The organism is Hymenobacter terrestris, assembly GCF_013377905.1.
GTDB classification, from domain to species: domain Bacteria; phylum Bacteroidota; class Bacteroidia; order Cytophagales; family Hymenobacteraceae; genus Hymenobacter; species Hymenobacter terrestris.
The window spans coordinates 1-23349 of the sequence record NZ_JABKAV010000048.1; the positions used below are offsets into that span (position 1 = coordinate 1).

Sequence of the window (23349 nt, forward strand, 5' to 3'; positions counted from 1 at the left end):
CCTACAACGCCCCCCCAACTTGGTTTAGCCACTTAACCCTATACTCTGGCCGGCAGTTCCCGCCCCTGCCACTCCAGGTCGGTTTTGGAGCCGGTGTTCTGGAGCACGGCATCGAAGTGGGGGTAGTTGTCGAGGGCGGTTTCGCTGAGGTGGGCGTCGTCGCGGGTGCCGTCGCCGCGCTGATGGAGTGGGTCGCCTTCCACGCGCAGCATCAGGCCGCCGCGGCTGCGGATGAGGTCGGACTCGTTGGGGAAGCGCACGTCAGGAATGAGGGTATGCTGGTCGGTGGGCAGCTTCGAAAAGAACGCCTGCACCCAGATGTCGGGCTCCCAGAGGCGCAGCGCTAGGCCCACCTGCTGCAGCATTTCGCCGCGGGTGCGCCCGAAAGCGGGCAGCGTTTCGGCCTTACCGGGCTGCGAAAAGTAGGGCGCCGTGCCTTCGCCGGCCAGCGCTGCGCACACCTCTTTTATGGGCTCACCCACCGAGCGGATGTGCCACTTGCGCTCGGGCTGCAGTTGCTGCATAAGCCGCGCCACCGTGTCTTTGCCGCTGCCCCGGCGACCCGAAAAACCGATTAGTTTAACCATCCGGCAAAGGTAGCAGGGGCGAAGAACTGTGCCTGCCGAACGGATACTGTGGATAGGCAGAACAGTCATTTCAACATTCCGCGCCGCTCGGTATTTGAAGCTGCCTAGTACCTCAATGCTACTAACGGGAACGTCATGCTTCGACTGTGCTCAGCATGACGTTCCTTCGGCTTTCTAAATTGTTTCTTGGCTTACAAAAACCCCTTTAACTCGCTCAGGCAGCTGATTTCGTAGGTCACTTGGTTGAAGTGGCGGCGTTTGTCGGGGTTGAAGTACACCTGGTCGAGGCCGGCGTTATAGGCCCCCAGCACGTCGCACTCGAGGTTGTCGCCCACCATCAGGCTCTCGGCGGCGGTGGCGCCGCTACGCTCCAGCGCGTGCTGAAAAATGCGGGTATCAGGTTTGAGGTGGCCGCAGCACTCTGATGTCACTATCTCCCGGAAGTAATCGGTCAGGTTGGACGACTGCAGCTTCACATGCTGCACGTCGCGGAAACCGTTGGTGATGAGGTGCAACTCGTAGCCCTTGTCGCGCAGGTAGTCCAGCACCTCGTGGGTATAGGGAAATACGGCCGATTTCAGGGGCAGAATATCGGTGAACTGGTCCGACATATCGGCCGGCGAATCGGCCTCCGCGAGGCCCAGCTTGCTGAACGTGCGTGGAAATCGGGTGGCCCGCAACTGCTGCTGCCCGATTTTACCGTTCTGGTACAGCCGCCACAGCCCATGGTTGATATCCGAGTACACCCGGATAAATGCCTCGACCGTGAAGGTGCCGTAGCGGCTCAAATCATGCTCCTCATACAAATGGCGCAGGGTTTGGTCGGCGTTGGTTTCAAAGTCCCACAGCGTGTGGTCGAGGTCGAAGAAGAGGTGGCGGTATTTCACTGGTTAAGTGCTGAGGAGAAACGTGAGTAACGAATAAGGGGCCTATGCGGCCGGATGTATAATAGGCAATCAATCAAGCTGTAACCGTTTCACAACCCGGCCCTCGCCCAGATGTTCGCGCACGATTTCGGCGGCGTCGCGGGGGCGCACGTCGCCGTAGGTTACGCCTTCGGGATAGATGATGAGGGCCGCGCCGGCCCCCTTTTTGCACTGTTTGCACAAATCGAGGCAGTTGCAGGTCTGTACCCGCACCTTACGCTTCTCGCCGTCCAGCAGCCGGGTCTTCAGGCCCTGGGTTTTCAGCTCCTGCTTGAGGGCCTTGGCCACGTCGCGGCCAATTTCATCCTTCTGGGCCACGCACACAAACAGCCGGGCCGCCTTATCAACTGATTTCACGCTTGTTTCTATTGAGAGTTGGTCGTGAGTAGTTGATATTCCAAGTAGGCATCAGTGAGTACGACCTCCAACTCACACCAAATACTCCGTACTACTGGCCTTGCCAGCGGCGGTTCTGGAGCTTGTACGCGGCCAGCTCGCGGTTCGACCATAGCGTCTGATAGATTTTTTGGTCCTGCGTCAGCTGGGCGTCGCGCTCCATGTAACCCAGCAGCTGACGCAATAAATCCAGGGCTTCGTCTTTGATGAAGTAGAACACCCAGTTGTCGAGGCGGCGGGAGCTGACGAGGCCGGCGCTGCGCAGGTGGGCCAGCTGGCGCGAGGTTTTGGTCTGGGAGAAGTCGAGCACCTGTTCCAAATCAGAAATGCACATTTCCTGGTTGCGCCACAGCAAATGCAGGATGCGCACCCGACTTTCGTCGGCCAGTGCCTTGAATACTTGCTGGCCAAATGCAACGGTAAAGTGTTTGAGACGCATCTTTAGGCGAAAGCGGGAGACAAGGGCGGCAACCGAACCCCGGCGCCGGCCCGAATTTAAGCCAAACCCGTCAGCAGCCCCCGAAAGTGCCGTATCTTTGGTATTCCTAATGACTTATCTGCCCGTTTTGAGTTCGGTTCGAGTTTCTTTTCTGCTTACGGCGCTGCTGCTGGCCCTGGGCCTGCTGCTGGTGCCCGACGCGGCGCAGGCCCAGGGCCAGCGGCCGGTCGTGCAGTTCACCGGCATTGTGGCCTCCGGCGACTCGCTGCTGGGCGTGCCCGGCGCGGCCATCTTCGTGCCCAAGGCCGGGCGCGGCACCACCAGCAACGAGTACGGCTACTTTTCGCTGCCCGTGCTGGCCGGCGACAGCATCGTGATTCGCAGCCTGGGCTACCGCAACCAGTACGTTATTGTGCCCGAAACTTATCCGCGCCAGAGTTACTCCGTAATTGTGCAGCTGCAGGAAGACGCCACCATTCTGCCCGAAGTCCGCATTTTCCCCTACGCCACCGAGCGGGCCTTCAAGGAGGCATTTCTGGCCATGAAGCCACCTTCGGAAAACGACCGTTCGGCCGCTGAAAGGCTCAACGAGCAAACCATGCGCCGCATGTTTAACACGCTGCCCGTTACCAGTATGGGCAACTACCGCCAAGCCATGCAGGCCCAGGAGCAGGACCAGCAGCGCCGAATGGGTTTCGGCGCCACGCCGGCCACCAACAACCCGCTGCTTAACCCTTTCAGCTGGCTGCAGCTCATCAAGCAGGTAAAATCCGGCGAGTTCAAGAAGAAGGAAGGCATAGACTATTAGGCGAGAAGCAACCTCATTCAGCGCGAAGCGAAGAATCTCGCGGGCAGTCGTTGCAGTACGTCGGCCCGCGAGATTTTTCGCTTCGCGCTGAATGACGCTGCTTTTGTCTTCTCACCTCTTCGCCGCCAACTATAACCCTGCTGGCTGTTTAGGGGTAAAGAAATTGTTTGACCTCACGCATTCTCCTGTATATGGATACCAACCTGCCGCAAACCACCCAGCCCCGCATCGTTATCATCGGGTGCGGCTTTGCCGGGCTTCGGCTGGCCAAAGACCTGGAAGATCTGCCGGTGCAGGTTGTGGTCATCGACCGGAACAACTATCATAACTTCCAGCCCCTACTGTATCAGGTGGCTACCGGTGCCCTCGAGGCCGACAGCATCGCCTACCCGATTCGGAAGATTTTTGCCGGTCAGACCAACTTTTTTTTCCGCATGGCCGATGTGGAGCGAGTCGATACGGCGCGCAACGCACTGGAAACTAACATTGGGGAAATTCATTACGACCATTTGGTGCTGGCGACTGGTTCGCTTACCAACTTCTTCGGGCTCGACAGCATCGAGCAGAATGCCATGCAGATCAAGAGCGTGCCCAACGCCCTTAACTTGCGCAGCTACCTGTTTCAGAACTTCGAGAAGGCCATCCTGACCGAAGACCCGGCCCAGCGCCAAGCCCTGATGAACGTGGTAGTGGTGGGCGGCGGCCCCACGGGCGTCGAAATATGCGGCTCGCTGGCCGAGATGCGCAAGGATGTGCTGCCCAAAGACTACCCCGAGCTCGACCTCAAAAAGATGGAAATCTACCTCATTGAGGCGGGGGCCGAAGTGCTGGGGCCGATGAGCAAGGAGTCGCAGGTGCAGGCCAAGCACTACCTCGAAGAGATGGGCATTCATCTGCGCCTGAACACCCACGCCCAGCGCTACGAAAACGGCCGCATCTATTATTCCGATACCGAGTTCATTCGTACGCAGAACCTGATTTGGGCAGCGGGCGTGAATGGAGCGGCCCTCGACGGCCTGCCCGAAAATGTAGTAGCCCGCAACAAGCGCGTAGGCGTGGACACCCAGAACCGGGTACTGGGACTGCGCAACGTGTACGCCATCGGCGACGTGGCTAACATGGAAACCACCGAAATGCCCCGCGGCTACCCCATGCTGGCCCCGGTAGCTATTCAGCAGGCCGAGCAGCTGGCGGCCAATCTGGAGAGGCTGCTCCGGGGAGAGGAACTGCAGCCGTTTAAGTACACCAATAAGGGCAGCATGGCTATTGTAGGCCGTAACCGGGCCGTCGTCGATTTGCCCGGCGACCTGCATTTCGGCGGCTTCATGGGCTGGCTTACCTGGCTGTTTGTGCACTTGATGACGCTGGTGGGCTTCCGCAACAAAATCATTACGTTCATCAGCTGGGGCATCAGTTACTTCAGCTCCGACAAGGCCCTGCGCCTTATCATCCGCCCCTTCAAGCGCCACGATTTCGACGAAGTCTCAGGCGTGAGAGCGGCCGAACACAAAGCCGCCACCGCTAGCTACACTCCGCCCGTCCCGTCGCCCGAAGCCCCAGTGGTGGGCGGATAATAACAGCTTGCATCCATAACAAAGGCTGCTATCCAACAGGATGGCGGCCTTTGTTATGGATGCAAGATCGACTACTCTGCTGGCCGCAGTGCCGCCAGTAGCTCCTGTAATTGCGCCGTAAGCTTGGTGGGTTCGGTGGTGTCGAGCAGGCGGGCATCGAGGCCCACACAGGTAGCGCCGGCTGCCTGCCATTCGGCCATTGCTGCCACGGTTGGCTGAATGCCGCCGGTAGCCATGAGGGGTACGTGGGGCAACGGGCCGCGCAAAATGGCCAGATAGGCGGGCGTGAGGTAGGCCGAAGGGTAGAGCTTGACCAGCGTAGCGCCCAACTGGTGGGCGGCGTACACCTCGTTCAGGGTTTGGGCGCCGGGCAGCCAGGCCAGGTCGTGGCTGCGGCAGATGGCGGCTACCTCGGGGCTAGTGATGGGCTGGATGATGAAGTCGGCGCCGGCCTCAATAAACTGGCCGGCCTGCTCGGGCGTGTAGATGGTGCCGGCCCCCAGCAACAAATCGGGATACTCGGCCTCCACAAAGCGCTGGAGCCGGCCGAATATGGCAGGCGCGTCCTCTCCGCGGTTAGTAAACTCGAACAGCCGGATTCCGGCCGCGTAGCCGGCCGCCAGTACCGTGCGGGCGTACTCCTCGGAGGCATGGTAGAAAACCGGAATTAGCGGATGCTGCCGGGCCTGGGCCAGCATGTGGGCCGAAGAAAACGAAGCCATAAGCGGTGCAATGGTGAATAGGTGAGATGGTGGGTTTACGTGCCAGCGGCGCAAATGGCGCAATCAGGACCTCTCACCGTTAGTTTCGCCAGTTCAACGCCTCCCATTGCGCCGCTAGAGGGCGTACTCGCTCAGGGCCTGGCTGACGTTGGATATGTCCTTGTTGCTCCGGAAAGTCTTGCTGATGGGCTCGGCCATGCCGCGCACCCATATTTTCAGCTCCGCATCGAGGTCGAAGTGGCCGGTGGTTTCGGTGCTGTACCGCTCGATGCTGCGGTAGGGGATGCTCATGTACTCGCGCTTCTTGCCCGTTACGCCCTGCTTGTCAATGAGCAGCAGCCGCTTGGTGGTGAACACGAGCAGGTCGCGGACGACGACGTAGGATTTGCGCACTTCCTCGCCGGGGGCCAGCAGTTGGGCTAGCTCCAGCTGAATGGCGTCGGTGTCGGTTTCGGAAGCGTTGCCCAGCAGGCCATCGAGAAGTCTCATGAGAAAACGGATTAGGTTCGTGAAGAAGGAATAGTTGCTAAACGGAAAGAGCCGGACTAAGGATAGCCCGGCTCTTTTCATTCACGTTTTCAGCTTTCTGACCAAAGCCGGAAACACCAGACTAATTTGTACCGCCCGACGATGAAGCCGGCGTAGTCAGCGGCTTCTGCTCCTTCTGCTGCAGCGCCGACTGCTGCTGCATGGGGTTAGGGGCGGTGCGCTGCTGGAACTCGTACAGTTCGAAGCGCGAAGGCGCGGCCTGCTGGGGCCAGGCGTTGTTGCTTTGGTCGGTGTCGGCAGTCTGCTGGTAGGGGTCGATTACAAAGCTGGCCACCGGCTTCTCCGTCACGAATACCTTGCTGACCTCGGCGTTGTTCTTGCGCCAGATTTCGGCCGGAATCTGCTGGATTTCCTTCTGGCCGTCGGCGTACGTGAGCTGCATGATGACGGGCATCGTGAGGCCGCCCAGGTTCTTGAGGCTCACCTCGTACACGTTCAGGCCGCTGCCCAGGCGCTGCTGCTGCTCGGGCGTAAGAGTTTTCAGCAGCTGCTGGTAGCGCTGCTGATCGGCGGGCGTGGCAACCAGTGGGTCATACTGGTTGTAGAAGTCCTTCAACTCAGGCTTGTCATCAACCAGCGTGCGCGGAATGGCCGTTTGGTTGCGCTGCTGCGAGATGGTGCGGGGCGCTTGCTCCTTTAGCTCGCGCTGCCGTCCTTTCTCCACGGTTGGGTTCTGCGAGTTGATGTTGTACTGCTTCACGCCGGCAATGGCCAGGTCGGTGTGCTCGGTGGTGTAGAACCAGCCGCGCCAGAACCAGTCCAGGTCCACGGCCGAGGCGTCTTCCATCGTGCGGAAGAAGTCGGCGGGCGTGGGGTGCTTGTAGGCCCAGCGGCGGGAGTACTCCTTGAAGGCGTAGTCGAACAGCTCGCGGCCCATAATCGTCTCGCGCAGGATGTTGAGGCCGATGGCGGGCTTGCCGTAGGCGTTGTTGCCAAACTGCAGCACCGACTCCGAATTGGTCATAATCGGGGTCTGCAGGCTTTTGTCGGTCCGCATGTAGGGCACAATCTGGGCGGCGTCGCCGCGGCGCGAAGGGTAGTCACGCTCCCATTCCTGCTCGGCCAGGTACTGCACAAACGAGTTCAGGCCCTCGTCCATCCAGGTCCACTGCCGCTCATCCGAGTTCACAATCATCGGGAAGAAGTTGTGGCCCACTTCGTGGATAATCACCGAAATCATCCCGTATTTCCGGTCGGCCGAGTAGGTGCCGTCCTTCTCGGGGCGGCCACCATTGAAGCTCAGCATCGGGTATTCCATGCCACCCACCGGCCCGTGCACCGAAATGGCTACCGGGTACTCATAAGGGATGGTGTACTTGGAGTACACCTTGATGGTGTGCGCAATTACCTCGGTCGAGTACTTGCCCCAGAGCGGGTTGCCCTCCTTGGGGTAATAGCTCATGCACAGCACGTCTTTGCCACCCTGCTTGATGCCCATGGCATCCCAGATAAACTTGCGCGAGGAAGCCCAGGCGAAGTCGCGGACGTTTTTGGCGGCGTAGGTCCAGGTTTTGGTGCCCTTGGCGCGGGTCTGCTCGGCTTTCTCCGCTTCCTGGGGCGACACAATTAAAACCGGGCTTTTGGCTCCCTGGGCCTGCGCCAGGCGCTGGCGCTGGGCGCTGCTGAGCACGTCGTTGGGGTTCTGCAACACGCCGGTCGAACCCACAATGTGGTCGGCGGGAGCGGTAATGCTCACCCGGTAGTCGCCGAAGGGCAGGGCAAACTCGCCGTTGCCCAGAAACTGCTTGTGCTGCCAGCCCTGGTTGTCGGAGTACACCGCCATGCGGGGGTAGAACTGCGCAATTTCGTAGAGGTAGTTCTTATCCTCGGGGAAGAACTCGTAGCCGCTGCGCTGATTGATTTTGAGCTGGTCGTTGATGTTGTAGCGCCAGCTGATGCTGAAGGTAACGGCTTGCTTAGGCCGCAGGGGCGTAGGCAAATCAATCCGCATCATGGTGTGGTTGATGGTGTAGGGCAGCGCCTTGCCACCCTTCAGCTTCACCTCGCCAATCTTGAAACCGCCATCAAACCCGTCGCGCTGCAGGTAATCCATCGCCTGGAAAGGCATCCGGGGCTGGATTTCGCCTACCTGCGTGGAAGTGGTGATGGAGTTCTTGTCGAGGATGTTCTGGTCGAGCTGCACCCACAGATAGGTAAGCACGTCGGGCGAGAGGTTGGTGTAGGTGATGTCCTCGTCGCCGGTAATGGACTGCTTCTCGTCGTCGAGCCGCACCCGGATGTTGTAGTCGGCGCGCTGCTGCCAGTAGTCGGTACCGGGCGCGCCCGAAGCCGTGCGGTAGACGTTGGGCGTGGGCAGTAGTGTTTCGAGCTGGGCGAATTTATCGGTCCCGGAATTGGTGCTCTGCGCGGCCGAGGGCAGGGCCAGCAGTACCGCCAGCCCGGTGGCCAGTAGCGTAGTCTTCAGCATAAAAAGCAGGTGGGGGTTTAAGCTAGAAAGTTAGGGAGTTTTTGGGTTAGTTGAATGGTGAAGGGTTTTTACAACGTTATAGGGGCGGGCCACGTCCAGCCCCCGAACGAGGCAGTAGCCCAGGGCCAGAATCAGTCCCACAATCAGCAGTTGGCCCAGCTCGACGCCCACATTGAAGCTGAATAGCTCCAGCACCGGCCGGCGCTGCTGGCCCAGCAGCTCGCGCAGATAACTCGAAAAGCCCAGCCCATGAATCAGGCCGAAGCCCACGGCCAGCAGGTTGGGCAGCGCCAGCACCAGCGGCCCACCAATAGTAGTGGCCGGCTCGGTGCGGCGCAATGTGGCGTGGCCGGCGCGTGCCAGGTTTAGTAGGGCAGTAAGGATGATGGTGACCGGAATCAGCGTTTCAATCAGCTGGGGCGAGTAGTTTACCAGATCGAGCGTGGCCAGGACCAGCGTGAGCGAGTGGCCCACTGTAAAGCTGGTGACCAGCAGCACCACCCGCCGCCAGTCGCGCAACACGTAAGGAGCGCACAGGGCCAGCAGAAATACCAAGTGGTCGTAGGCCTGCAGGTTGAAGATGTGAAAGAAGCCGAGCTGGAGGTAGGTAGTAAAAACAGACATGAGGGCAGCGGAAGCAATGAGCGGGCAAATATGCGAAACCCGGCCCGACGTAGCCTAGCCGCACAAAAAAGAGCCTGCCGACAAACGTCGGCAGGCTCTTAACTATAGCCGGAAAACGGTTCGGGCTACTGCTTCACAATGCGGCGCACATCGAGGCCGCCTTCGGTGCGGGCTTTCAGAACATACACGCCGTTGGGCAGCTGGCTCAGGTCGAGCGGCTGCTCCAGGCGGCCGGCGGGCACCGGAATGGTGCGCACCTGCTGGCCTACGGAGTTGTATACCGTCAGCTCCACAACCTTGGTGTAGCCACCCAGCTTCACCGTCAGCAAGCCGTCGGTGGTAGGGTTGGGGTAGAGCTGCAGCGAAGAGCCGGCCAGTGGCTTATTGCTCGACGTGATGACGAGCGGGGCCGATGGCAGCGAGGTGCAGCCGGCCGCGTTGGTCGTCGTTACAGTGTAAGAGCCTAACTGAGCCGCCGAGTTCACCACGTAGGTCGGGTTGGTAGCACCGGCAATGGCAGCACCGTTCAGTAGCCACTGGTTGCCGGTGGCCGCGCTGCTCGTGAGCGTGGTAACCGGGCCGTTGTACTGTACCGATACCGTTGGCTGGGCCGGACGGGCGTTGATGGTGACGCTGAACGTAGCCGTAACCGCCTCGCAGGCACCGGAAGCAGCAACCGTGTTGGTTACCACGTAAGTGCCGGGCGTGCTGGTCGTCAGGTTGATAAGGCCGGTAGCGCTGATAACCAAGCCCGTTGTGCTGCTGAATGTACCGGCTGATGCGCCTGTAGCCAGCACCGGGCTGGGGTTGGTGGCACCCACGCAATAGTCGGCACTGGCGTAGCTGAAGCCGGCCGTAGCCGAGGCCGTAATCGTTACGCTGAACGTGGCCGTAACCGCCTCGCAGCCGCCGGAAGCAGCTATGGTGTTGGTTATGACATACGTGCCGGGCGTGCTCGTGCCGGGCGTAATGGCACCGGTCGTGGCATCAAGGCTCAGGCCTGTCGTGCTGCTGAACGTGCCCGCCGTAGCGCCGGTAGCCAGAACCGGGGCTACGGTGCCAGTGGCCGAAGTACAGTAAGTCGCACTGGCGTAGCTGAAGCCCGCCGTAGCCGGGGCCGTAATCGTTACGCTGAACGTAGCCGTAACGGCCCCGCAAGCGCCGCTGGCGGCCACCGTGTTGGTTACCACGTAGGTACCGGCCGTGCTCGTGCCGGGCGTAATGGCGCCGGTCGTGGCATCAAGGCTCAGGCCCGCCGTGCTGCTGAATGTGCCCGCCGTGGCGCCGGTGGCCAACGTGGGCGTTACGGTGCCTGTAGCCGAGGTGCAGTAGCTGGCACTGGCGTAGCTGAAGCCGGCCGTAGCCGAGGCCGTAATCGTTACGCTGAACGTGGCCGTAACCGCCTCGCAGCCGCCGGAAGCAGCTACGGTGTTGGTTATGACATACGTGCCGGGCGTGCTCGTGCCGGGCGTAATGGCACCGGTCGTGGCATCAAGGCTCAGGCCTGTCGTGCTGCTGAACGTGCCCGCCGTAGCGCCGGTAGCCAGAACCGGGGCTACGGTGCCAGTGGCCGAAGTACAGTAAGTCGCACTGGCGTAGCTGAAGCCCGCCGTAGCCGGAGTCGTAATCGTTACGCTGAACGTGGCCGACGAGGGGCAGGGGCCGCCTACGGTGTAGGTTACCACGTAGGTGCCGGCCGTGCTGGCTGTCAGGTTGATGACGCCGGTGGCGGCAGTGATGCTCAAGCCAGTCGTGCTGCTGAACGTACCGCCCGCCGTGCCCGTGATGGTGGGCGTGGGGTTGGTGCCGCTCTTGCAGAAAGTAGCGGCGGCATACGTGAACGTGGCCGTAGTGGCTGGGTTCACGATTACCGTTACCAGCGCCGAGTACACCGTGCTGCCATCGGCCGCCGTGAGGACGGCCCGGAAAGTGGTCGTAACGGCCAGATTAGTGAAAGTATACGTTGAGCCGGTGTTGGTGCCCGCTATGGCCACAAAGCCGCTGCCGGTGTTGGCCTCGTAGCCCGTTACGGTGCCGGTGTTGCCGGTCAGCGTGAGTGTACCGGTGTTCGAGCCGGTGCATACGGCGGCTACTGACGAAGTCAGTAACCCACCCTCGGTATTGGCCAGAACGAAAAAGTCATTGCCAGGCGTCAGGTTCTGAGTTGAAATGATACTGGTAGTCGGGACCGTAGCCGCCGCCCCACCGAGGCTGGCGTAGCTGCCGCCCACCGTGGCCGCCTGGGCCACTACAGACGGAGCCGGAGTGCTGAATACGTCATCTGCGCCGTAGCTGAGCTGCACGCGGGCCGTAGCCGGCAGCGCGGCCGAGTTCTGGAGGCGCACATAGCGCGTGGAGTTCAGGCTCAGGAGCCCGCCCGAAAGCGTGCCGCCCGTAGCAGCCCTTACTACCGTTGCCGTGAAAAGCTGGCTGGTAGCGGTCGTAATACCGGTTACGACCACCGGCCGCCAGCCGGCCGCGTCGCCCACGGCGAAGGTGCGGTTTACGGGTGTGGCGCTGTTCACTGCAATGCCCAGTGGGCCGTTTACGTAGCTCGTGGCCGAGCCCGTGGGCATTACGGTGGTAGCACTACCGCTAATCAGAACATTGCTGGCCGAGGTCGTAACAATGCCTGCCAGCAGTCCGATGCTCGCTGTCGTGGCTGGTCCCTCCACCGTCAGGTTACCACCGGCCAGCGTCACGCCTTGGGGGTTATTGAAATCGGCGAAGTACACAGTGCGGGAAGGGGGAACCTCCAGGCCCGTCGTACGAGGGGTCAGTTCTGGATTGTAGATCAGGTACAGACCGCTGGTGGCCAGGTCGAAGGTCGGGGCCACGTCGAAGTTGCCGGCCGAGGAGGTCGGGTTGGTTACGCCAAACGAGATAACCGCCAGGGTAGTAGTAGTCGACTGTACCGTCAGGTTATTGGCATTTAGTACGTTGCCACGGAACATGGCAATGTTGCGCACCACGATGGGCATATTCACTGTAACGCCGGGGCCGCTGTTCTGGAAGGTTGCCTGCACCAGCGGGCTGGTAACCGTGCCCGTGCCGCCGATGCTCTGGGCTACCGAGCCCTGGAAGTACAGGCGGCTGCCGGTTGCCGTACCCGTGAGCGTACCGTTGTTGGTAATGGCCGAACCAATCTGTAGCAGAAGAGCGCCATTCAGGTTCAACGTGGTACCGGGCGTAATAAGCACCGTGCCGAAGGCATTGGTCTGGGCAGCCAGCAGCACGCGCTTGGGGTTGGTGGTGTTGTCAATGTTCAGGTTCGGCACGCTGCCCCGGATGCGGAAGTCGAAGTTGGTCGCCGTTGCGGCTGTCCCTGCGTTCACCGTGCCGCCCGTGAAGTTGTAAGTGCCTACCACGTAGTAATCGAGCGGCGTGGCGGCCGTGCTGCGCTGCACCAGGTTGATGGTACCGCCCGAAATGTTGGTAATACCATTTATGCCAAAGGAAGGAGTGCCCGCGGCATTGCCCACATTGGCCACGTTGATAGTGCCGCCGCTGAGTGTGAAGGTAGTAGCGGCGGCGGTGGTGGCCGATGTAAACGAGCCCACGCGCCCCGCCGAAGTCAGGGTTCCGCCTTCCACGGTCAGAACCGAAGCCGTACCTAGCAACAGGGAGTTGCCGGCCGCTGTGCCTACGTTGTAGGTGCCCGCCGATATGCGTAATAGCCCATTGACGGTGGGCGAGCCGTTTTGAGCCACTACCGTAAAGTCGGAGTTGTTCAGCCAGAAGCCCCCGGTGGTCGGAATGACATAAGCCGCCGCGTTGCCGAATACTTTGCTGCTGATGGTAGCCGTACCCGAAATTTTCAGGATGCCGGTCATGTCGTCGGCCGGAGTGGTGGCCGTGGTGCGGGTCAGCAGAAAACCGTCGCCGCTCGTGGTGCTGCCTTTCACCGACAGCGTCGACAGGGTCATCTCCACCACGTCGGCCTGCACCGATTTAGCCAGCGACACCGTTTGGAGGTCGGTTGTACCGGCTCCGCCAAATGTGGCGTTGCCCGCGCCGATGAAGCGCAGATCGGAGCCAATGGCGGGAGTGGCGCTCAGGTCGAGGGTTCCGTTGTTGATTACGTTGCCGCCCACGGCCAGACTGTAGCCGGTGGTAGCGGAGTTGAGCAGCGAGCCGCCGGTGGCTATCGTGAGCGAGGCTGCGGTGGCCGCCACGTCGAGCGTCACGGTGGCGCCGTTCACAATATTCACGTTGTCGGTCGCCGTCGGTACCGCGCCGCCTACCCAGGAGGTAGGGTCGCTCCAGTTGCCGCCCGTGGCGGTGGAGGAAATGTCGGCCAGTATGCCGCGCTTTACGGTGCGGGGCTTAGCCGGGGCCGTTGGTCTTGCTTCCGCCGCCGGAGTGGGCAGCGTTACGCGGGTGGCAGCTTCAGTTCTTTTCAGCAACGGGCGCTGCTGGGCCGTGGTGGGCAGGGCCGGCAGCAGGCCCAGCGTCAGCAGTAACGCCGGCCGCCAGCCCGTCAGGAGCCGGCTGGTTGTGGTGGCCACTGTGGTAAGTAAGGTTTCTGTCATGTGGACAAATAAGAGAGTGGGAAAAGAAAAACAGCTGGCGGCCAGTTGGCCGCCGGTAAACTATGACCGGCCCACGTAGCGCCGCCCGGCAGATGGCGAACAGCTTTAGTGGAGCCGTTTCTGGCCAGATTCATTCGTGAACAAAGAAGTAGTAGCCAAAAGAAGCTGAATTGTACTAAGTCAATCGGCACTAAACCGCATGGTTAGCTACTTACGACCGTTCAATATCCGGATTATAATGCGTTCGGCAAGCGTCGTTGATGGATTGACTGTTTATTTTTTTCGGGCTTGCTGAAACTTCTGCTGCCAGATTCGCCGCCAAGCCACCAAATCAATCTAAAAGGCTGTTTACGTCTGGTTTACACTGCCTTCAGCGGCAGCAGCGCACACCGGTTGCACAACCGCTGTGCGCTGCTGCCGCTGGAGGCTATACGCCGCGGGCTTCCGGCCTGTACGGGGCGGCGGTGGTGCTGCGGCCAAGGTGTACTGCCGCCACACCGGCTCGCAGCGCAACTACCCGAAAGCTCCGGGAATAATAGGATATTTAGATGGCGTGGTGCATAGGAATAAGTTCTACATTGCACCTGTTTTTGTCTGTTCTTCTCTATCTATGCTATTCCGCTCACTTAGTTTTGGGCTCTTGCTGAGCCTTGGATGCCTGACTGCCACGGCCCAGGACTCGCGTGACCTCGCCGACGCTACCTTCAAGCAGCGGTTGCGCAACCAGTATCTGCAAAACGATACGGCCCAGGCTCTCATTAACCTCTATGGCCGGCGGCAGGGGGGAGGCGTAAGCTGGATAACCAGCAGTGCGCTGGCAGCCCTGCGCATCGCCACTGCCGGCGGCTCGACTATAGGCAGCGGCCCCTATGCCGTGCAGCAGGAGGGGCCAGGCGTGGGCGAGGCCCTGCTGGTGGCCATTCCCTTTATGGGCTACGGAATAAGCAAGCTGGTGCGCTTCGGTAACAGCAACCTGGAGAAAACGCTGACCAGCTACGCGGCTGGCCAGCCGCTACCGGCCGGAGTGCGCTGCCGGCTTAAGCCGCGCTTTTTCGACCAGCCCATTATCCAGTACAAGACAATTCCAGCCGTTCCCGCCAGATAAGCCATGCGTTTCTTTCTGTTGCTTACACTACTGCTTTGGGCTGCCATTGCCGGCCACGCGCAAACTACCACTCCCCAACTCCAGCCCACACCCAACCCAGTTACTACCCTGGCAGCCTACTCCGACTCGGGCGCGGTACTGCTTTTTAACGGCTGGTATCTGCCTCGCTATGAGCCTCGTGCCGGCGTGGCCGATACCACCGGAGCGCTGTTAAGCCTGTTTCGCAAACGTCGCTATGCCGGCTGGCTTTACACGATACCATTTATCGCGGGCATGTCGCTGACCTTTCCGCTTTCCTCGACCGACCGCTACGGCCAGACCCAGGTGGCCGACGAAGCAATTTCGCCTCCGCTGGGTGTCGTTGTTCTGGCGGGCACGGTGGTCGGTTTCATTGTCCACGCCGCCAAGTTCAATAAAGCTCATCTGCTGGCCGTTGACAAGGCCTACGCTACCGGTCAGCCTGTTCCGGCCAGGTACCGCAGCCAGCTAAATAACAGCCATTTTGCCGAGGCCGCCTACCTGCGCGAAGCCCTGCGGCAGCAAATGGAGCGCGAGCAGCTGGTGCCGCCGCAAGCTCAGCCGTCGGCGCGGTAGCGAAGGTTCGCCTGGGCTTCAAAGTGGCGCCTGAAACGGGTCAGGAAAGCAAATTACCCCGGCTTTTACCCGGCGGGCGCATCTACAGGCTGCGTTTGTTCGAAACAGCCCTGCCGGCACAACACCAACGAAGTGGCTCGGATGATAGAAAAGACCCGCTTCACGGCCGGCAGCTGCCGCCGCGTGGTGGTGCGCCGTTGCCGTTACTCGCCAGCGAAGTGTGCCGTACGCAGCAGGCGGTTCCTTAAGCAGCCTGCCGCGTATGGCATAACTAATAGAGTGGTCTGGAGTTGCTAACTTACCGGGCTTTGCTATCCGGCAGCACGTAAGCCACTCCCATGGAAACACTGGTTACTCTCGCGCAACTCATCATTGCTGCCTCCATCGTTATCGTATGGGTTTTTCGCTTCGATAACATCGTAGTCGAATTCAAACAGTACGGACTGCCAGATTTGGTTCGCAATATGGTAGGAGCCAGCAAAATAGCCCTGGCTACGCTGCTGGTTGTAGGCATCTGGTACCCGGAGCTGGTGCTGGTGCCGGCCCTGCTGATGGCCGCGTTGATGGTATGCGCGCAGTTGGCCCATATCAAGGTGCGCAACCCGTTTATCAAGTACGTGCCCTCGTTTGTGCTGCTGCTTCTGTCGTTGTTCGTAGCCGCCGCGCATGCCGGACTGATTGGCGCATGAGCACAACTACGCTTCTACTCATCTGGTTTTCCAGCTTTTCTTTCCTGGGCTACGGCATAGGTTACTTCGTTTCTCCAAAGCTTCAGGAGGAATTCAAACGCTTTGGTTTGGCCAGGTTCGGCCCGCTGACGGGCGCGCTGGAAATCCTGGGGGCCGTCGGGCTCCTGGTGGGCCTCTGGGTGCCGCTGATTCTGCTGCTTGCGGCCGGGGGCCTGACGCTGCTCATGCTGCTGGGCTTCGGCGTACGGCTGAAGATAAAGGACGGCTTCTGGGCCTCGCTGCCGTCTTTCCTGTTCATGCTGGTGAATGCCTACATCTTTTACATGGCGCTCCGGGCGTATTGAGTAAGTCCAGACAGGAGGTGCGGTACCCTTTGTTTCCGCAAACGCATGCGCGAACGGGACTTGAAGTGCGGAGTGATAATGGACCGGCTGGTTATTGTGGTGGCCGGGAGAAAATAGGGTAGCAAATACGCTTCTGGCATAACAGCTATATTCGCCCTCCTTCTGTCCTGCTGCACTTTATATGATTAAATATTTACTCAATCTTGCCTGCTTATTTAGCCTGACGCTGCTACTTCTGAGCACCAACGCAGAGGCTCAGGATTACCCTTCACCCGCTACGCGCATCCCCTACGTATCCCTGGATTCCCCTGCCAGCTTCACCCGGGCGGATACTGCCCGTGCCATCCGGCGCCTGTTCCGGAGCCGGCGTGGGGGTGGCATTGGCTGGCTGGCATTGGGTACGAGCAGTATATTGGCTTCGACCCTACCGGCCCAGCAGTCTACCAGCGCAGGCGTCTGGACGCCTGGGGTAGTAGCAGGTTCAGCTTTCATGCTCATTGGCTTGAACAAGCGAATTCAGTTCCGTCCCGGCCAGGAGCAAGAGATATTGCGCGAACTGGCCGCTACCGGCCTACTCGCCCCCAATGTAGCGCGTCGTTTGCGAGGCAAATTCAAGGTTACGAAAGGAGCCGCTTCCGACTACAATCCCTTGCTGGCGGAAGGTATAGCACCTGCAAGTGTGCCCTCCATCGCTAAAAATGCCCAAGTGCCGGCAGCGCCTCCCACCATCGCGCCGCCGCAATCTGACACTACCCAGGTTCAGGTCGCAGTCCTGCCGCAGCAACCTGGCACCTCTACCACCCCTGCCCTGGCACAGGAAATGGCCTATTCCGATACGTTACGCGCAATATCCCGACTGTTTGAACGCCGCCGCCGTGGCGGTGGGGCGTGGGTCGGCGGCGGATTGAGTAGCGTCCTGACCCTGGCCCTCAGCCTGAGTAGCCCCAACTCAGACGCCGGCTCGGTTAGCGCCGGCGGTATAGCGGCGCTGGTAGGCCTGTTCGTTGCTGCTCCTGTAGCCATCGGCAGTGTTAATCTCGCCGCTTACAAAAAAGAGCGGGAAGAAGAAGTTACACGAGCCTACCAGGCCGGCCAGCCGTTGCCAAAGAAAATACGGTCAAGGCTGAAAAAGAAGGACTTGCAGCCGTATGATTAAAATGAGAAGCCCCGCCGGCACAATGCCAGCGGGGCTTCCTGTTTCCAATAAACCCGGCTTACTCCACGGCCGGCAGTTCCACGTTGTTGAACCGGATGCCGCCGTCTTCGAGCACGGCTTCCACCACGGCGTCCTTGCTGACCTGGCCGCCCAGGATTTCCTTACTCAGCTCGTTGAGCACCTGCCGTTGTAGCACGCGCTTGAGCGGGCGGGCGCCGAATTGCGGGTCGAACCCAGCCTCGCCCAGGTAGTCGAGCACTTCGTCGGTGGCCTCCAGCCGGATGCCGGCTTCGTCGAGGCGCTGCTGAATCTGCTTGAACTGGATGTTCACGATCTGGCGAATCTCCTTCCGGCTCAGGGGTTGGAACATCACGATTTCGTCGATGCGGTTGAGGAACTCGGGGCGCATGTGCTCCCGCAGGCGCTCCACCACCGCGTCGCGGGTGCGGTCGATGAGGGCTTCGTTGGCGGCGGGGTTCAGCTCGTCCAGCTCCTTGAAGTTGCGCTGGATGATGTCGGCCCCGGTGTTGGAGGTCATGATGATGATGGTGTTCTTGAAGTTGGCCACCCGGCCCTTGTTGTCGGTGAGGCGGCCGTCGTCCAGCACCTGCAGCAGGATGTTGAACACGTCGGGGTGGGCCTTCTCGATTTCGTCGAGCAGGATAACCGAGTACGGCTTGCGGCGCACGGCCTCCGTGAGCTGGCCGCCCTCGTCGTAGCCCACGTAGCCGGGAGGCGCCCCGATCAGGCGCGATACGGCGTGGCGCTCCTGGTACTCGCTCATGTCGATGCGCACCAGGGCGTTGTCGTCGTTGAACAGGTACTCGGCCAGGGCCTTGGCCAGCTCGGTTTTACCCACGCCGGTGGTGCCCAGAAAGATAAACGAGCCAATCGGCCGTTTGGGGTCCTGGAGGCCGGCACGGGAGCGGCGCACGGCATCGGAAATGGCGGCAATGGCCTCGCGCTGGCCCGCTACGCGCTGGCCCAGCTCGGCTTCGAGGTTGAGCAGCTTCTCCCGGTCGCTGGCCAGCATCTTGCTCACCGGAATGCCGGTCCACTTGGCCACCACCTCGGCAATATCCTCGCTGGTTACCACTTCCTGCAGCATCGTTCCGCCATCCTTGTTGGCGGCGGCCTCGTCCTGCAGGGTTTTCAGCTTGGCCTCGGCCTCCTGAATCTTGCCGTAGCGCAGCTCGGCTACCCGGCCGTAGTCGCCCTGGCGCTCGGCCTGGTCGGCTTCCAGCTTGAACCGTTCGATGTTCTCCTTCTCGGTCTGGATGTTGGTCAGCACTGACTTCTCCGACTCCCAGCGGGCCTTCAGCGAGTCGCGCTGCTCGCTCAGGTCGGCCAGCTCGCGGTTTAGCACGGCCTCGCGGTCGTGGTTTTCCTCGCGCCGGATGGCCTCGCGCTCAATTTCGAGCTGCATCATGCGGCGCTGCACCTCGTCCAGCTCCACCGGCATCGAGTTCAGCTCGATGCGCAGCTTGGCCGCCGCCTCGTCCATGAGGTCGATGGCCTTGTCGGGCAGGAAACGGTCGGTGATGTAGCGGTTGCTCAACTCCACGGTCGCAATAATGGCGTCGTCGGTGATGCGCACGCCGTGGTGCAGCTCGTACTTTTCCTTGATGCCGCGCATGATGCTGATGGCGTCGGGCACGCTCGGCTCGTCCACCATCACGGCCTGGAACCGGCGCTCCAGGGCCTTGTCCTTCTCGATGTACTTCTGGTACTCCTTGAGCGTGGTGGCCCCGATGGCGTGCAGCTCGCCCCGCGCCAGGGCAGGCTTCAGCAGGTTGGCCGCGTCCATGGCCGACTCGCCGCCCGCGCCGGCCCCAATCAGGGTATGAATCTCGTCGATGAAGAGGATAATCTGCCCGTCGGCGTCGGTTACCTCCTTGATAACGGCCTTGAGGCGCTCCTCGAACTCGCCCTTGTACTTGGCCCCCGCAATCAGCAAGCCCAAATCGAGCGACATCACGAGTTTGTCGGCCAGGTTTTCGGGTACGTCGCCGGCCACAATGCGCTGGGCCAGGCCTTCCACGATGGCCGTTTTGCCCACGCCGGGCTCGCCCAGCAGCACGGGGTTGTTCTTGGTGCGCCGGCTCAGGATCTGGAGCACCCGCCGGATTTCCTCGTCGCGGCCAATCACGGGGTCCATCTTGCCGGAGCGCACCCGCTCGTTGAGGTTGATGGCGTAGCGGTTGAGGCTCTGGTACTGGTCTTCGGCCGACTGGCTCGTAACCTTGCGGCCCCCGCGCAGCTCCTTGATGGCGGCTTTCAGGTCCTTCTCGTTGAAGCCGGCGTCCTTCATCAGCGTGGCGGTGCTGTCCTTGCCGCCGAGCAGCCCCAGCAGCAAGTGCTCCACCGACACGTACTCGTCGCCGAACTCCTTGAGAAAGCCCGTAGCGCGCTGCAACGCCGAATTGGCATCGTTGGACAGGTAGGGCGAGCCGCCGCTTACTTTGGGGTAGGCGGCCACAATTTCGTCGAGCCGGGGCGTGAGGATGTTGAGGTTCACGCCCAGCTTCTTGGCCAGAAACGACAGCACGTTCTCGTCGCTCTGGAACAAGCCCTTAAGCAGGTGCCCGGTTTCGATGGCCTGCTGCTGGTTGCCGCCAGCCAGCTCCGTGGCCTTCTGCACGGCCTCCTGGGCCTTAATGGTATAGTTATTAAAGTTCATGGCTTGCTTTCGTTAGGTGAGAACTTCAGGGTGTGCGAAGTTCTACGAACGAGCTAGCAAACGGGGTGCGAGAAGCGCGGGGCTGACGTTTTGACTTATATAACGGGTTTCATCCTGCGTTAATATGACAAAAAGCGTATCTAGTAATATAATTGAAGCTCCGGTATATGTTCAGGATTGAGAGCTGCTCCACATGTAACCGTTCTGGTTAAGTATTGATTGTTAAAGCAAATCCATTTTCGCCCCTTATATCTGTTCTTAGAATCATAAATGATGATAACATTATCAAATTTGCCAACTAATTTGCCATTATTATGAAGTGTCTTATTAACACCAATATCATTTTTATTTTTTATATCGACGTAAATCAGGGTACTATGCGAAGTAGTGTCCTGCTTTTCGTATAATACTAAAGCAATGATTTCCCCAGTGCACCCTTGTGGGGAGCAAGCATTTAAAAAGAAGACTGTGGTTATAAGTAGAAATGGATACTTTATCATTGCCGGTTCAAGTAGATAAGTTAAAAAAATGTGCTGTAATTCAACCTTAATCAATTCGAATATTAGGGATTATATGCTGTAAAGTAACGCTAATAAAGGAGCGAAAATCGGAATAAAATGCCGAATCCATCCGCTGCGCTTGTTGGAGAATCAGGGAATATACTTCTAGCAGTGGTAACGACACTGCGCTACATATACATTATCGTCTCCTAACTCATATACAGGCCGGTGCTCTTAGTCAATGTGACTTGACCACCATTATAAAGACTCTATCTAATTCTTGATACCTCCCCCAGAAGCTCTAGTTCCTTCAGCGGTAGGGGCAGCGGGGGGGCTACTTGTCGCCATAATGGAAACGGCACGCCGCAATGCGCAATCCGTCGTCGGTGGCTTTGTACACTAAGCGGTGCTCGTGGTTGATGCGCCGCGACCAGTAGCCGCGCAAATCGCCTTTCAGCGCTTCGGGCTTGCCGGTGCCGACGAAAGGGGTGCGCTGGCACTCCTTCAGCAGCGTGTTAATTTTGCGGAGAAGGGCACGGTCAGTTTGCTGCCAGTAGAGGTATTGCTCCCAGGCGGCCTCGTCCCAGATAAGCCTCATGCGTCGATGAGGTCGTGTTGCATGCCCTGACCGCTTTCTAAGCGTTGAATGGCATCCGTCAAGGCTTTGGCATTGGCTGGATTACTCAGCAGATACTCCGTTTCGTCCTGCGTCTTGGCTTTCGTGTGGGCCGTCATGGCTTTTACGAAGGGCAGGCTTTGCAGCAGTTCCATCATGAAGGCTGCTTTGTTATCAGGGACTTCCAGCGTGATTTTCATACTATTCAAAACTACAAAGATTCCGCTTAGTTCCTGATGCCTACCCCAGAAGCTCCGGTTTGCCGGGCAGCCTCAAGCAGCGGGCGGGGCGCTGGTCAGCCCGGGCGACGCGCCGCCGGTTTGCCGGGCAACTACTCCACCAACTCCCCCCGCTCGTGCAGCCAGTCGAATATCAGCTGGTCGACGGCCGAAACCTGGGGGCGGTGGCGGTAGGTGAGCCAGACTACCTCCTCAATTTCGGTGGCGGGCTGCAGCGTGCCGGTGTAGGTGGCGGCGTAGAGCGTCATCTGCACCAGCACCTCGGGGGCGTGGCCGTGGGCGGGGGCCGTGAACACGCCGCGCGGTTGCAGGCTGGCCGGGTCCAGGGCCACGGTCAGCTCCTCGCGGATTTCGCGCAATAGTGTCTGGGCATCGGTTTCGCCAGCTTCACGCTTGCCGCCGGGCAGGTAGTAGCGGTCTTTGCCCCGGCTACGGGTGCTCAGCACGCGGCCCTCGTGCAGGTGGAGCCAAGCAATTTTGTCAATCAGCGGCATGGGGGCGGGTTATTGGCACCGGACTACAAAGTAGGCCACCACGGCCACCAGCGCCACCGAGCCGAAACGCAGTGCCAGAAACACCCAGGCGGGTAGTTCGGGTTTTTGGGGAGGATAGGACATTGCGGGGGAGGAGAGAATGTGAAGGTGTTAGCCCGTCATGCTGAGCGGAGTCGAAGCATCTCTACCGCTTCGTTGTAATGGTAATCCAACGAAGCGGTAGAGATACTTCGACTACGGCTGCGCCTCCGCTCAGCATGATGTTCTATTCTGACAACTAGCAACCGACAACCAGTAGCTACACACCAGCCGGTGCGGGCATGGTTTGCAGCAGCCACTGGTAGAGCCGGTCCACGTCGGCTTTGCGGAACAGCTCGGTTCCCGGGTTCATGGTGGCGGCCGTGCCGCAGGCCACGCCCAGGCGGGCGGTTTCGCGCAGGCTGCGGCCCTCGCTCAGGCCGTGCACGAGGCCGGCCACCATGCTGTCGCCGGCACCTACGGTGCTGCGCTTTTTCACCGATGGGGCCGCCACGTAGTCGGTACCTTCGGCCGACACCACGCAGGCGCCCTGGGGGCCCATGGATACCACCACGATTTCGCATTTGCCTTCGGTTACCAGCTGGCGGGCGGCTTCGGCCACGGCCTGGCTGTCGAGCTCCTCCACGCCCTGCATTTTGCTTAGTTCGCCCACATTGGGCTTGGCTAGGTACACGCCTGTTTCGAGCAGGGCGAGCAGGGCCGGGCCCGAGGTATCGGCCACCACTTTTATGCCCTGCTCGCGGGCCGCGCGGGAAATGCGGGCCAGCAGCTCGGGCTCGACACCGGGCGGCAGGCTGCCGCTGATGACCAGAAATTCGGGCTGCTCGGGCAACTCCTGCAGCGCCTGCAGCACCTGCTGCTGCTCCTCGGGTAATAGCGGGGTGCCGGGCATCCCGAAGCGGTACTGTTGGCTGGTGGAGGCATCGACCACGATGAAGTTCTCGCGGGTCCAGCCCTCTACCTCAATAGGGCGCTGCTCGATGTGCTCGTCGCGCAGCAGCTGGCGCAGCAGCTGGCCGCTGGGGCCGCCCACCGGAAACACGGCCACCGAATCGGAGCCCAGCCGCCGCAGCGCCCGGCTCACGTTGATACCGCCGCCGCCGGGCTCGAACTTGGGCGCTTCGCAGCGCAGCTTGTGGTCGGGGATGATGTGTTCAGCGGTGGTGCTTTTATCTACCGTGGGGTTGAGCGTGAGCGTGACGATGCGGGGCATAAGCGAAGGAATTATGGAAATAGGAACGGAGTAGGGGCGGGGGGGGTGCGCCCCCCCCCCCTTCCCACCACCCCTGGACGAATATCCGCGGGTGG

21 protein-coding genes are annotated in these 23349 nt (G+C 60.3%); 7 read left to right on the top strand and 14 right to left on the bottom strand.

The features are described 5' to 3' along the window. Positions 1-38: 38 nt before the first annotated feature. The 4 genes from HW556_RS13685 to HW556_RS13700 form a co-directional block, all read right to left on the bottom strand. Positions 39-587 (bottom strand): nucleoside/nucleotide kinase family protein, encoded by a 549-nt coding sequence (locus HW556_RS13685; RefSeq protein ID WP_176900657.1) that lies wholly within the window; start codon positions 585-587, stop codon positions 39-41. 191 nt (positions 588-778) lie between these two features. Then, positions 779-1474, bottom strand: coding sequence for a YjjG family noncanonical pyrimidine nucleotidase (locus HW556_RS13690; RefSeq protein ID WP_176900658.1), 696 nt, complete (start codon positions 1472-1474; stop codon positions 779-781). Positions 1475-1543: 69 nt separating this feature from the next. Then, positions 1544-1870, bottom strand: coding sequence for a (2Fe-2S) ferredoxin domain-containing protein (locus tag HW556_RS13695; protein ID WP_176900659.1), 327 nt, complete (start codon positions 1868-1870; stop codon positions 1544-1546). 91 nt (positions 1871-1961) lie between these two features. Further along, positions 1962-2348 (bottom strand): ArsR/SmtB family transcription factor, encoded by a 387-nt coding sequence (locus tag HW556_RS13700; RefSeq protein WP_176900660.1) that lies wholly within the window; start codon positions 2346-2348, stop codon positions 1962-1964. A gap of 127 nt (positions 2349-2475) precedes the next feature. On the opposite strand from HW556_RS13700, the gene HW556_RS13705 reads away from it, so the two are divergent. Then, positions 2476-3156, top strand: coding sequence for a carboxypeptidase-like regulatory domain-containing protein (locus HW556_RS13705; protein WP_176900661.1), 681 nt, complete (start codon positions 2476-2478; stop codon positions 3154-3156). A 191-nt stretch (positions 3157-3347) separates the two neighbouring features. Next, entirely contained in the window at positions 3348-4730 is a 1383-nt protein-coding gene (locus HW556_RS13710) for an NAD(P)/FAD-dependent oxidoreductase (protein ID WP_176900662.1), read from the top strand. Positions 4731-4801: 71 nt separating this feature from the next. Here the strand turns inward: HW556_RS13710 and HW556_RS13715 are convergent, their stop codons facing one another. From HW556_RS13715 to HW556_RS13735, 5 genes are all read right to left on the bottom strand, one after another. Then, complete coding sequence (locus HW556_RS13715; RefSeq protein WP_246289651.1) at positions 4802-5452, bottom strand: bifunctional 4-hydroxy-2-oxoglutarate aldolase/2-dehydro-3-deoxy-phosphogluconate aldolase; 651 nt, start codon at positions 5450-5452, stop codon at positions 4802-4804. A gap of 114 nt (positions 5453-5566) precedes the next feature. After that, positions 5567-5941, bottom strand: a complete 375-nt coding sequence (locus tag HW556_RS13720) for a PH domain-containing protein (protein ID WP_176900663.1) — start codon at positions 5939-5941, stop codon at positions 5567-5569. Between the two features lie 121 nt (positions 5942-6062). After that, a complete protein-coding gene (locus HW556_RS13725; protein ID WP_176900664.1) occupies positions 6063-8429 on the bottom strand; it encodes a M1 family metallopeptidase in 2367 nt (788 codons plus the stop codon). Positions 8430-8459: 30 nt separating this feature from the next. Beyond that, complete coding sequence (locus tag HW556_RS13730) at positions 8460-9053, bottom strand: HupE/UreJ family protein (RefSeq protein ID WP_176900665.1); 594 nt, start codon at positions 9051-9053, stop codon at positions 8460-8462. A gap of 125 nt (positions 9054-9178) precedes the next feature. Further along, positions 9179-13585: a T9SS type A sorting domain-containing protein gene (locus HW556_RS13735; RefSeq protein WP_176900666.1), complete on the bottom strand. Its 4407-nt coding sequence runs from the start codon at positions 13583-13585 to the stop codon at positions 9179-9181. A gap of 640 nt (positions 13586-14225) precedes the next feature. On the opposite strand from HW556_RS13735, the gene HW556_RS13740 reads away from it, so the two are divergent. The 5 genes from HW556_RS13740 (at position 14226) to HW556_RS13760 (ending at position 17473) form a co-directional block, all read left to right on the top strand. Continuing rightward, on the top strand, positions 14226-14690 hold the full coding sequence (locus HW556_RS13740; RefSeq protein WP_176900667.1) for a hypothetical protein: 465 nt from the start codon (positions 14226-14228) through the stop codon (positions 14688-14690). Positions 14691-14693: 3 nt separating this feature from the next. Continuing rightward, the gene (locus HW556_RS13745) at positions 14694-15284 is read left to right on the top strand and encodes a hypothetical protein (RefSeq protein ID WP_176900668.1); all 591 of its coding nucleotides are present in this window, start codon (positions 14694-14696) and stop codon (positions 15282-15284) included. A gap of 338 nt (positions 15285-15622) precedes the next feature. Beyond that, complete coding sequence (locus HW556_RS13750; RefSeq protein ID WP_176900669.1) at positions 15623-15973, top strand: DoxX family protein; 351 nt, start codon at positions 15623-15625, stop codon at positions 15971-15973. Next, positions 15970-16317 carry a DoxX family protein gene (locus HW556_RS13755; protein ID WP_176900670.1) on the top strand — a complete coding sequence of 116 codons (348 nt, stop codon included), beginning with the start codon at positions 15970-15972 and terminating at the stop codon, positions 16315-16317. The genes HW556_RS13750 and HW556_RS13755 overlap by 4 nt, the downstream gene beginning before the upstream one ends. Positions 16318-16807: 490 nt before the next feature. Continuing rightward, positions 16808-17473, top strand: a complete 666-nt coding sequence (locus tag HW556_RS13760; RefSeq protein WP_176900671.1) for a hypothetical protein — start codon at positions 16808-16810, stop codon at positions 17471-17473. A 58-nt stretch (positions 17474-17531) separates the two neighbouring features. Here the strand turns inward: HW556_RS13760 and clpB are convergent, their stop codons facing one another. From clpB to HW556_RS13785, 5 genes are all read right to left on the bottom strand, one after another. Continuing rightward, the gene (clpB, locus tag HW556_RS13765) at positions 17532-20153 is read right to left on the bottom strand and encodes an ATP-dependent chaperone ClpB (RefSeq protein ID WP_176900672.1); all 2622 of its coding nucleotides are present in this window, start codon (positions 20151-20153) and stop codon (positions 17532-17534) included. Between the two features lie 834 nt (positions 20154-20987). Continuing rightward, a complete protein-coding gene (locus HW556_RS13770; RefSeq protein WP_176900673.1) occupies positions 20988-21251 on the bottom strand; it encodes a Txe/YoeB family addiction module toxin in 264 nt (87 codons plus the stop codon). Further along, positions 21248-21469 carry a type II toxin-antitoxin system Phd/YefM family antitoxin gene (locus HW556_RS13775; protein ID WP_176900674.1) on the bottom strand — a complete coding sequence of 74 codons (222 nt, stop codon included), beginning with the start codon at positions 21467-21469 and terminating at the stop codon, positions 21248-21250. Before HW556_RS13775 ends, HW556_RS13770 begins: the two co-directional genes overlap by 4 nt. A gap of 131 nt (positions 21470-21600) precedes the next feature. After that, entirely contained in the window at positions 21601-22002 is a 402-nt protein-coding gene (locus HW556_RS13780) for an NUDIX hydrolase (RefSeq protein WP_176900675.1), read from the bottom strand. 298 nt (positions 22003-22300) lie between these two features. Continuing rightward, the gene (locus tag HW556_RS13785; RefSeq protein ID WP_176900676.1) at positions 22301-23254 is read right to left on the bottom strand and encodes a 1-phosphofructokinase family hexose kinase; all 954 of its coding nucleotides are present in this window, start codon (positions 23252-23254) and stop codon (positions 22301-22303) included. Positions 23255-23349 lie beyond the last annotated feature (95 nt).